The sequence below is a fragment of the Massilia sp. NBRC 108631 genome (assembly GCF_059704565.1).
In genome coordinates this window covers 44,853-55,567 of sequence record NZ_BAAKJE010000069.1, presented here as the reverse complement: position 1 = coordinate 55,567, position 10,715 = coordinate 44,853, and the positions used below count along the sequence as shown (strand labels likewise).

The window sequence follows — 10,715 nt, the reverse complement described above, 5'->3', positions numbered from 1 at the left end:
TTTTTTTAATACGACGACAACGAGACATGAAACCAATTCCTAACTACACGGCGCTTGGCCGCCTGATGCTGTATGCGGGTATGGCGGTCGGATTCGGCAGTGCGGCAGCCGCTGCGGCCGCGACCCCGGCAGCAAGCCCGGCGCAGCGCGAGCGCGTGCTGATCAACGCCGACTGGCGCTTCCAGATGGGCGACCCGGCCGGCACGTCCGATTCGCTGCGCTACGACGTGCGCCCCGAAGTGAAAATCAGCGAAGACGGCAAGGCGGCGGACGCGGTGCCGGATGCCGCCGTCCAGGCCGGCGCGGCGCAGGCCCCGGTGCTCAAAGCGTGGATACTCCCGACCGGCAACGCCTTCATCCGCGACCCGGCGCGCCGCCACCGGCGCCCCGCGCAGGAGCCCAGGCTGGATGTGGCCTACTTGAAGACCGGCTATGACGACAGCGCCTGGAAGCGCGTCAGCCTGCCGCACGACTGGGCCATCGCAGGGCCTTTCCTGGAGCAGGGGCCATACGGCGGCGTGGGCCGCCTGCCCAGCTGGGGCATAGGCTGGTACCGCAAGCAGCTCGCCATCCCCGCGTCCGACAAGGGCCGCTCCATCTTCCTCGACGTGGAAGGCGCCATGTCCTACTCGTCGGTCTGGCTGAACGGCAAACTGGTGGGCGGCTGGCCTTACGGCTACAACTCCTGGCGCGTGGACCTGACGCCCTACGTGGTGCCGGGAGGCGCCAATACGCTGGCGATCCGTCTCGACAACCCGCCGGAATCGTCGCGCTGGTATCCGGGCGGCGGCATCTACCGCAACGTGTGGCTGACCAAGGCCAACCCGGTGCACGTGGGCCAGTGGGGTACACATGTGAAGACCGCCAAGGTCAGCAAGGCATCCGCCGAAGTGTCGCTGGACGTGGCGGTGGATAACGATTCCGGCGCCGCAGCGGAGGTGGAAGTGGCCACCGCCATCTACAACCTGGACGACAAGGGCGCGAAGACGGGCGGCGTGGTCGCCTCCATCGCACCGGCGCGCATCCGGCTGGCGGCCGGCGCCAGCGGCACGGCCAGCGGCTCGGTGGCCATCGCCAATCCGCGCCTGTGGGGGCCGCCGCCGACGCAGCGTCCGAACCGCTATGTGGCCGTGACCACCGTGAAGCGTGACGGCGCCGTGGTGGACAGCTACGAGACCAAGTTCGGCGTGCGCGAGGTGCGCATGGACCCCAACCAGGGCATGTTCGTCAACGGCGAGCACATTCCGTTCAAGGGCGTGAACAACCACCACGACCTGGGCGCGCTGGGCGCCGCCTTCAACGTGCGCGCCGCCGAGCGCCAGCTGGAGATCCTGATCGAGATGGGCACCAATGCGCTGCGCATGAGCCACAATCCGCCCGCGCCCGAGCTGCTGGAACTGACCGACCGCATGGGCATTGTCGTCATCGACGAAGTGTTCGACGTGTGGGAGCGCAAGAAGACTGCGCTGGACACGCACCTGATCTTCCCCGACTGGCACGAGCAGGACCTGCGCTCCATGCTGCGGCGCGACCGCAACCATCCATCCGTGGTGATCTGGAGCATCGGCAACGAGGTGGGCGAGCAGTATTCGGGCGAGGCCGGCGCCGCCATCGGCCGCAAGCTGCACGCCATCGTGCGCGAGGAAGACCCCGGCCGCCCGACCATGACAGCCATGAACTTCGCCCGCGCCGACATGCCGCTGCCCACCACCGTGGACATGATCAGCGTGAACTACCAGGGTGCGGGCATCCGCACCAATCCGGGCCGCTTCCCCGAGTTCCGCGCGCGCTTCCCGGACAAGGTAATCTTCAGCAGCGAAAGCGCGTCCGCGCTGAGCAGCCGCGGCGAGTACCAGTTCCCGGTGACCGGCGCGCTCACCTCGCCGGTGCGTCCGGACGCGGGCGGCGACTGGGCCACGCGCCAGGTCAGCGCCTACGAGCTGTACGCGGCCGATTTCGGCACCTCGGCGGACCGCTCCTGGGCCGCGCAGGACCAGTATCCCTTCGTGGCGGGCGAATTCGTCTGGTCCGGCTGGGACTACCTGGGCGAACCGACGCCGTTCTATTCCTCGCGCAGTTCCTACTCGGGCATGATCGATCTGGCCGGTTTCAAGAAGGACCGCTTCTACCTGTACCAGGCGCGCTGGAGGCCCGAGCTGCCGCTGGCGCACATCTTGCCGCACTGGACCTGGCCGGGCCGCGAAGGCAAGGTCACGCCGGTGCATGTGTTTACCTCCGGCGACGAGGCCGAGCTGTTCGTCAACGGCAAAAGCCAGGGCCGCAAGAAGCGCACCGAGTTCGAATACCGCCTGCGCTGGGACCTGGTGACGTATGAACCGGGCGAGGTGAAAGTGGTGGCCTACAAGCAGGGCAAGGAATGGACCACCTCCACCGTGCGCACCGTGGGCAGCGCCGCGAAGCTGGACCTGGCGCCGGACCGCAAGCAGATCGCCGCCGACGGCCTGGACCTGTCCTTCATCACCTTGCGCGTGGCGGACAAGGATGGCAACACCGCGCCCATGGCGAAGAACCAGGTCAAGTTCAGCATCGAAGGCCCGGGCGAGATCGTCGCCACCGACAACGGCGATCCGACCAGCTTCGTACCGTTCCCGTCGGCCGAGCGGCCAGCCTTCAACGGCCTGGCGCTGGTGATTGTGCGCGGCAAGCCCGGCCAGCGCGGCGCCATCACCGTGCGTGCCGAATCCGCAGCGCTGCAAGGCGCGTCGACCACGTTGCAAGCAAATTAATTAAGTCGTTTCGTGTCCATGTAACAACGCATGGACACGATGTTGTTGACGCAGCGTTGCTGAAAAGGTCACAATCAAATGGTAGCGCTATTCATTTGAATATCTCTACCATTGAATTTTAACGAAGGAGGGTATCCGCACCTGATCTTATATGGCGGCGCACAGAGCGTTTGCGCAACCAACAATTTGCTTTTCCTGACATAAGAAGATTGATGCGCCCGCTGGCGCAGACAACCAAGGCACAAGAGGCCACAACAGAGGAGACAAGTATGACCAAGCAACTGGGAGGCGCCGTCCGGCGCTTTGGCTCGGGGGGAGAAGTGTTTGTAATGACCGTCCTCGCGGGGTTGATTTCCACCGCATACGCACAGACCGAACCGGCCGCAGCGCAGGGCACCACGCCTGCGGCCACGCAAACCACCGCCCAATCGAATACCGAAGCGATCGCCAAGTCGCCAGCCGACAAGGCGGTCGTCACGGTGAGCGGCTTCCGCAGCTCGCTGGGCCTGTCCGCGATGGAAAAGCGCGACAACATCGGCCTGAGCGACACCGTGTTCTCCGAGGACATGGGCAAGTTCCCCGACCCTAATATCGCCGACGCGCTGGCCCGCGTGCCGGGCGTGACCGTGCGCCGCGCCGAGATCGACGGCGAAGGCCTGAACATCTCCATCCGGGGCATGGGCCCGGCCTTCACGCGCGTACTGCTGAACAATGCGCCGATGGCGTCGGCCTCGGCCGGCAGCTGGGGCGGCTCCATCAGCGCCAACCGCGAAGTGGACATGGACTTCCTGCCGTCCGAACTGTTCCGCAGTGCCAGCGTCTATAAAAGCCAGCAGGCCAGCCTGATCGAAGGCGGCATCGCCGGCACGGTCAACATGCGCAGCGTGCGCCCGTTCGACAAGTCCGGCTTCCGTTCTGCCTTCACCCTGAGCGGCAACTACCGCGAGCAAAACAGCAAGACCGGCCACACCGGCTCGGCCCTGGTCAGCAATACCTGGAACGACAGCCGCTTCGGCAAATTCGGCGCGCTGGCCGGTATCGCATGGGGCAACACCGAATACAAGACCGACGGCTTCCAGACCGTGGACATGCGCAACCTGCAGCTGAAGAGCTTCCAGAGCAACGCCACCGACAAGCCAAACAGCACCGGCGGCGGCTCGCAATCGACGCCGGACACCGTGCCGTCCGGCCTGGCGCTGGACGCCTTGCCCGCCTATGCGCGCCCCATCCTGGTGCCAGGCAAGCAGATCGACCGCGCCATGCTGCTGGCGTTGAACCCCGGCGCCACCATGGGGCAGATCGACAACGGCCTGATGGGCCGCCTGGGCCGCCACCTGGTGTACGAGGGCGAGCGCAAGCGCGCCGGCGAAGTCATCAGCCTGCAATGGCAGCCGAACGAGAAGTGGGACATCTACCTCGACACGCTGTTCGCCCAGAAGAACAACAAGATGACCTACGAGGCCATGAACGCCGGCACCCGCGCCAACACCGTGATCCCGATCGGCATGGAGTTCGACCGCAGCGACTGCACCATCGGCTGCACCATCACCAAGGCCACCTTCGCCAACACCTTCTGGTCGCTGGAGTACCGGCCGATGGAAGAGAAGACCAAGTTCCGCAGTTTCAACCCGGGCTTTGAATTCCGTCCGGCCGACAAGTGGGTGATCGACGCCCACTTCAACGCCACCAACAGCACCTTCTTCCGCGACATGCCGACCGTGCTGCTGGCCACCAAGTCGCCGAACTCGGTCATCAACTACGACAACACGGTATCGGGCCGGGCGCCCATCTACTCCGGCAACCTGGACGTGAACGACCCGGCCAATTTCGGCTGGTACCAGGCCGGCCAGGGCCTGTCCGGCCTGCGCATGGACCTGTACGAGCGCAACAACAAGACCAAGGGCTCGCGCCTGAACGTCAACTGGGGCGACAACGACTTCAGCATCAAAGTAGGCGGTTCGTGGGACGACATCGAGCGCCGCTACCGCAGCTACTCGGTGGCCGACGCGTGGATGAACGTCGCCTGCGGCAACAACATGAGCTACCGCTTCTTCCAGCCCAACACGCAGATCCGCACCCCGGGCTGCGACGGCCGCAGCACGCCGGGCGCGGTCACCGACGTGGCCACCGCCTATCCGGGCTACGGCACCGGCTCCACCGCCGGCGCCGCGCCGCTGACCTACCTGGGCTCGGTGGTGCCGAACTCCGCCGTGGTGAACTACGCCAAGCCATCGGGCAACGGCTTCATCACGCTGGACTGGCCAAAGTTCGCGCAAGCGACGGACTACCAGTACTTCCGCGACAACATCAAGAAGGGCTTCCAGAACGGCAGCGGCGGCTACATCCGCGAAGTGGTGAGCGCAGCCTATGTGGAAACCACTGGCCGCACCCAGCTGTTCGGCGGCACGCTGCGCTACAACGCCGGCGTGCGCTATGCCGAGACCAAGCAGACCATCGGCGCGCTCAGCGTCGGCGCCGACCCGCGCAACGCCGCCTTGCTGAACGGCGGCCTGTACGACAACGTTGGCGTCTGGGCCTACGAATCGGTCAAGTACGGCAACGCGCTGCCATCGGGCACGCTGGCCTACAACATCACGCCCAAGCTGATCCTGCGCGCCTCCGGCTCCAAGTCCATGACACGCGCCAGCCCGGCCGACCTGCGCCAGACCCAGCTCACGCTGGGCGACCAGGGCGCGCGCCAGGGCAGCGTCACCAATCCCAAGCTCAAGCCGTTCGAAGCGGAGAACCTGGACGTGGGCCTGGAGTACTACATGACGCGCGAATCCTACGTGTCGGCCAGTGGCTTCGCCAAGGACATCATCAGCCGTCCGGGCCAGCGCATCACCACCTACTCGCTGGCGCAGCTGGACCAGATGTTCGGCACCATCGGCCTGACGGACGCGCAGCAGCAGTCGGTGACCGCCAGCGGGGGGCGCGACAAGCACCTGGTGGAAATCACCGAGCCGTTCAACATCGACACCAAGCTCAAAGTGCGTGGCGTCGAGCTGACCTGGCAGCAGCCGCTGGACATGCTGCCGGTGAAAGGCTTCGGCTTGACGGCCAACTTCACCTACGCCAAGCAGACCGACTCGGCCAAGAACGCGCCGCCGGTGGCCGGCGTGCCGCCGCGCACCAACAACCTGACGCTGTACTATGAGCGCAACGGCTTGAACGTGCGTGTGGCCCGCCAGTACACGGCAGCGCACGTGGTCAACACCAGCACCGGCCTGAACGTGCCGGGCGGCGCCTACGCGTACACCACCGAACGCGCGCAAGTGGACGCATCGGTCGGCATGAACCTCAAGCAGATGTTCAACTTCCGCTACAACACCGACGTCACGTTCAGCGTGTGGAACGCCAACAAGGCCATCAGCCAGACCTACACGCAGTTCAGCAACGCCATCTTCGACGAGTACAAGCCAGGCGCCAGCTACACGCTGTCGCTGCGCACCTCGTTCTAAGCCAGCGCCAGCCTCATCCGGCCCGGCAGCTCACCCCTGCCGCGCTTTAACTTTCCAAAAATCAAAATGGGGTCAGGGTTAATTATTTTGTCCAAGACAGAATAATTAACCCTGACCCCATTTTGCTGTAAAAAAACCCAGCGGGCGGGGCCGGCAGGCGGAAGCGACAGTGGGCTCCGGGTCAGGCGGATTTGCCGTAGGGAGGCCAGGCGCCAGCTACTGCTGTCGCCACACACCTCGTTCTAAGCCAGCGCCAGCCTCACCCCTGCCGGGCTTTAACTTTCTAAAAACCAAAATGGGGTCAGGGTTAATTATCTTGTCCAAGACAAAACAATTAACCCTGACCCCATTTTGCTGTAAAAAAACCCAGCGGGCGGGGCCGGCTGGGCGGAAGCTACGGTGTGGTCCGGGTTAGGCGGATTTGCCGTAGGGAGAGATGGGGATGATCTTGCCGTCAGCGTCGTATTGCAGCTCGGTCATCTTGACCGAGCGCAGGTGGGTGACACCGTCGGACAGGCTGCTGTCGTGGTAGAACAGGTACCAGCGGCCTTCGAATTCGCAGATGGAGTGGTGCGTGGTCCAGCCGATCACCGGGCTCAGGATGCGGCCCTGGTAGGTGAACGGGCCGTACGGGCTGTCGCCGGTGGCGTAGCACAGGAAGTGGGTGTCGCCGGTGGAGTAGGAGAAGTAGTACTTGCCCTTGTACTTGTGCATCCACGGGCCTTCGAAGTAGCGGCGGTCGTGGTCTTCGGCCAGCAGTTCCTTGCCGTTTTGGTCCAGGATGACGACCGCGCGCGGCGCTTCGGCGAACTGCTTCATGTCGCCGCCCAGGCGGGCCACGCGCGCTTGCAGCGCGGGCTGGCCGTCGGCCGGTTCTTGGTGCGCCGCGCTGTAGACGTTGTCGCGGTATTTCTGCAGCTGGCCGCCCCAGATGCCGCCGAAGTACATGTAGTGCTCGCCGCCGTCTTCGAACACCGCCGGGTCGATGGAGTAGCTGCCTTCGATCGGCGCCGCTTCGGGCACGAAGGGGCCGGCCGGGCCGTCGCCGATGGCGACGCCGATCTGGAAGATGCCGTCGGCCTTCTTGGCCGGGAAGTAGAGGTAGTACTTGCCGTCCTTGAAGGCGGCATCGGGCGCCCACATCTGGCGTTCGGCCCAGGGCACGTCATTCACGTGCAGCGCCACGCCGTGGTCCACCGTTTCGGCGCCGGGGCGCTCCATCGACAGTACACGGTAGTCTTCCATGGCGAAGTGGTCGCCGTTGTCGTTGAAGGCGATGCCGGCTTCGATGTCGTGCGACGGATAGACGTAGAGGCGGCCGTTGAATACATGGGCCGACGGGTCGGCCGTGTAGATGTGCTCAACCAGGGGCTGCGAGATGGCGCGCGCCTTCAGCTGCTGCAGATCGTCCTGCTTCAATTCCTGTTCTGGCATTTCTGTTACCTAAGTTTGTAGTGGATTGTTGTGCTTAGCGCTGGGCGGCGGCGCGGCGCATGCCCAGTTCTTGTTCGATGGTGCGCTCGGTGGCTTTGCGGATGTCGTAGAACACCAGGCTGGCCACGCCAAGCAGGAAGGGAATCGAGGCGTAGATGCTGACTGACAGCTTGATGCCGACCGCCACGGTTTCCGGCTGCACCGCCAGCAGGGCGTCGTAGCCGATCATGGACAGCAGCGCGGCCACCAGCGCGCCGCCGATGCTGAGGCCCGCTTTCAGGCCGAAGATCATGGCCGAGAACAGCAGCGCGGTGGCGCGGCGGTTGTTTTTCCATTCAGAGTAGTCGGCCACGTCGGCGATCATGGCCCACAGCAGCGGGATGGTGATGCCGTAGAAGAAGCCGTGCAGGGTCTGGGATACGAACACCAGGCCGATCGAGCTGGGCGCATAGAAGTAGAACGCCAGCATGAACAGGGTGGACACCAGCAGCGCGGCGCCGAACACGTCGCGCTTGCCGAAGCGGTCGGCCAGCGGCTTGGAGAAGCCGATACCGATGATCATCATCAGGATGCCGGCGGCGTTGAACAGGCTGAAGCCGGAGGTGGCGGCGTCTTCCGGCCACTGGAACTTGGTCAGGCCGACGCTGGTGAGGACCGAGTTCAGGCCGTTGATGAAGCCGATAAAGCCCACGTCGCGCAGGAAGGCGGCCAGCGACGCTTCGTCCAGATAGGTCTTGAAGTAGAAAATGTACATGCCGCCCTTCAGGGCCAGCGTGATGAACACCAGGATGGTCAGCACCAGCATCACCACCCATGGACGGTTGCCCAGCAGGTCGATGATGTCCTGGCGGATGCTGGAGCGCTGCTCGGCGGTGGGTACGATGCGCTCCTTGGTGGTGAAGAAGGTGACCAGGAAGCACAGCGTACCGGCCACGGCGAAGATGATCATGGTGTTCTGGAAGCCTTGCACCTTGTCGCCGCCGCCCAGGATCAGCACCAGCGGCAGCAGCAGCACCTGAATGATGAACTGCGCCACCATCACGGCCACGAAGCGGTAGGCCGACAGGCTGTTGCGCTGTTCCATGCTGCCGGTAAGCACGCCGCTGAGGGCGGAGTAGGGCAGGTTGTTGGCCGAATAGATCAGCATCAGCAGCACATAGGTCAGTGTGGCGTAGATGACTTTGCCCTGCGCGCCGAGGTCGGGCACGCTGAAGGCGAGGATGGCGACCAGGCCGAAGGGCACCGAGGTCCACAGTATCCAGGGGCGGAACTTGCCCCAGCGCGTGACGGTGCGGTCGGCGATCAGGCCCATGATGGGGTTGAAGCAGGCGCCCACCAGGCCGCCGGCGAAGATGATGCTGGCCGCCGCGTTGGGGGAGATCTTCGCCACGTCCGTGTAGAAGAAGGCGATGAAGGTCAGCAGGGTCTGGAAGATCAGGTTGGCCGCCAGGTCGCCCAGGCTGTAGCCGATTTTCTCCAACGTCCCCAGTTTCGCCGTGGAGCTGTCTGCGATGCTTGTCATGTTGTCTCGTATTTATCGTTATCAGTGCGCGATTCGAAATGAATAGCGCTACCATTTCGTGATGTTGAACCATTTGGCGGTGGTCGTCAACTGTGCCGCGCCGCTCACTGTTCTGTCGATGGGACGCTGAGTTGGGAAACTAGTGGCTAGTGGCGGCATTGTTCCGGGAATAGCATCGGTGCAGTGCGGTTTCGCACGAGCCAACTTTCCAAGGAGACTAGAAATGAGTATGCCGAACAATATCGCCAACTGCGGCGGCACGCGCCCTGTGATTGACCCGGCCGACGCGGCGATGCTGCTGATTGACCATCAGAGCGGCCTGTTCCAGACTGTCAACGACATGCCGATGCCGCGCTTGCGCGCCCACGCCGCGGCGCTGGCGAAGATGGCCGCGCTGGCCAAGCTGCCGGTGATCACCACGGCGTCCGTGCCGCAGGGGCCGAACGGTCCGCTGATCCCGGAGATTCATGCCAACGCGCCGCACGCGCAGTACGTGGCGCGGCGCGGCGAGATCAATGCCTGGGACAACCCGGATTTCGTGGCGGCGGTCAAGGCGACGGGACGCAAGACACTGATCATCGCCGGCACCATTACCAGCGTATGCATGGCGTTTCCGGCGATTAGCGCGGTTTGCGACGGCTACAAGGTGTTCGCCGTGGTCGATGCGTCAGGCACGTATTCCAAGATGGCGCAGGAGATTACGCTGGCCCGCGTGGTGCAGGCCGGTGTGGTGCCGATGGACACGGCGGCGGTGGCGGCGGAACTGCAGAAGACCTGGCACCGCGACGATGCGCAGGAGTGGGCTGCCATTTACTCCCGGATCTTCCCCGAGTACCAATTGCTGAGCGAGAGCTACGGCAAGGCCCAGGAGGTGATCAGCAAGGGCCAGCAGCTGGATTCCGCGCGCCCTTGATGCAAGGATTGCTTACACGGCCGCTCAGGCTGGCGGGTAGCCGTCCATGTATGGCCGGCCCATGTGCTCGATGATCTTGCGCAGCTTGGCACGCAGGAAACGGGTCCAGAGACGCACGTCGGATGGCGATGGGCCGTAGATGACTTGACTTACGGCGTAGGGTGGGTAGGGTGGGAAATTCATGTTGTTCTCCTGCATGTAGGATTGCGATGAGTTCATATTAGTGCGCTGCAGCATATAAATCCAATTGCAAATACCGATGCCAGACATTCGAATTGTGAATGTTGCTAAAAGATAGATACCCGTATTGATATCGCTTATAAGAAATTATGAATTGGTAAGATATGCGCCGGCCTCCTAAGATGAAATCCGCAATGTGAGCGGTTTGTTTGGATCAGGAGACAAAGATGGGACAGCAGCAACAGCCGAGCAAAGAGCAGATTCGGCAATACATGGAAACGCGGCAGGCACAGCAGTGTCCGCCGCCGTCGATGCCCGAGATCCGGCGCCAGCTGGGCTGGGGCCTGGTTGCGGCGAACCAGGGGGAGGACGTTGCCTATTGCGAGCTGGTGCTGCGCGGCACGGAGTGACTTCCGTGCTTGTATTGGGTGGATGGCCGTTACAGTTAAGTCGACTTT

7 protein-coding genes are annotated in these 10,715 nt (G+C 63.8%); 4 read left to right on the top strand and 3 right to left on the bottom strand.

The window, feature by feature from the left end:
- The first annotated feature begins 26 nt into the window (after nucleotides 1–26).
- Nucleotides 27–2,747 (top strand): beta-galactosidase GalB, encoded by a 2,721-nt coding sequence (galB, locus tag AC6H42_RS08735; RefSeq protein ID WP_497547847.1) that lies wholly within the window; start codon nucleotides 27–29, stop codon nucleotides 2,745–2,747.
- A 269-nt stretch (nucleotides 2,748–3,016) separates the two neighbouring features.
- Nucleotides 3,017–6,208 (top strand): TonB-dependent receptor, encoded by a 3,192-nt coding sequence (locus AC6H42_RS08730; protein ID WP_497547846.1) that lies wholly within the window; start codon nucleotides 3,017–3,019, stop codon nucleotides 6,206–6,208.
- 411 nt (nucleotides 6,209–6,619) lie between these two features.
- Here the strand turns inward: AC6H42_RS08730 and AC6H42_RS08725 are convergent, their stop codons facing one another.
- Complete coding sequence (locus tag AC6H42_RS08725) at nucleotides 6,620–7,642, bottom strand: glycoside hydrolase family 43 protein (RefSeq protein WP_057156389.1); 1,023 nt, start codon at nucleotides 7,640–7,642, stop codon at nucleotides 6,620–6,622.
- Between the two features lie 34 nt (nucleotides 7,643–7,676).
- Nucleotides 7,677–9,164, bottom strand: a complete 1,488-nt coding sequence (locus AC6H42_RS08720) for an MFS transporter (RefSeq protein WP_057156391.1) — start codon at nucleotides 9,162–9,164, stop codon at nucleotides 7,677–7,679.
- Between the two features lie 223 nt (nucleotides 9,165–9,387).
- Between AC6H42_RS08720 and AC6H42_RS08715 the strand changes: the two genes are divergently transcribed.
- Nucleotides 9,388–10,077, top strand: coding sequence for an isochorismatase family protein (locus AC6H42_RS08715; protein WP_497547845.1), 690 nt, complete (start codon nucleotides 9,388–9,390; stop codon nucleotides 10,075–10,077).
- Between the two features lie 24 nt (nucleotides 10,078–10,101).
- Here the strand turns inward: AC6H42_RS08715 and AC6H42_RS08710 are convergent, their stop codons facing one another.
- The gene (locus tag AC6H42_RS08710; RefSeq protein WP_497547844.1) at nucleotides 10,102–10,260 is read right to left on the bottom strand and encodes a hypothetical protein; all 159 of its coding nucleotides are present in this window, start codon (nucleotides 10,258–10,260) and stop codon (nucleotides 10,102–10,104) included.
- A 224-nt stretch (nucleotides 10,261–10,484) separates the two neighbouring features.
- Between AC6H42_RS08710 and AC6H42_RS08705 the strand changes: the two genes are divergently transcribed.
- Nucleotides 10,485–10,667, top strand: coding sequence for a hypothetical protein (locus AC6H42_RS08705; protein WP_082551977.1), 183 nt, complete (start codon nucleotides 10,485–10,487; stop codon nucleotides 10,665–10,667).
- The last annotated feature ends 48 nt before the right edge of the window (nucleotides 10,668–10,715 follow it).

Bases quoted from the DNA above. Each gene is read 5' to 3' on its own strand.
- AC6H42_RS08715 (WP_497547845.1), top strand. From the start codon at position 9,388: ATGAGTATGCCGAACAATATCGCCAACTGCGGCGGCACGCGCCCTGTG.
- AC6H42_RS08705 (WP_082551977.1), top strand. From the start codon at position 10,485: ATGGGACAGCAGCAACAGCCGAGCAAAGAGCAGATTCGGCAATACATG.
- AC6H42_RS08710 (WP_497547844.1), bottom strand. From the start codon at position 10,260: ATGAATTTCCCACCCTACCCACCCTACGCCGTAAGTCAAGTCATCTAC.
- AC6H42_RS08720 (WP_057156391.1), bottom strand. From the start codon at position 9,164: ATGACAAGCATCGCAGACAGCTCCACGGCGAAACTGGGGACGTTGGAG.
- AC6H42_RS08725 (WP_057156389.1), bottom strand. From the start codon at position 7,642: ATGCCAGAACAGGAATTGAAGCAGGACGATCTGCAGCAGCTGAAGGCG.
- galB (WP_497547847.1), top strand. From the start codon at position 27: ATGAAACCAATTCCTAACTACACGGCGCTTGGCCGCCTGATGCTGTAT.
- AC6H42_RS08730 (WP_497547846.1), top strand. From the start codon at position 3,017: ATGACCAAGCAACTGGGAGGCGCCGTCCGGCGCTTTGGCTCGGGGGGA.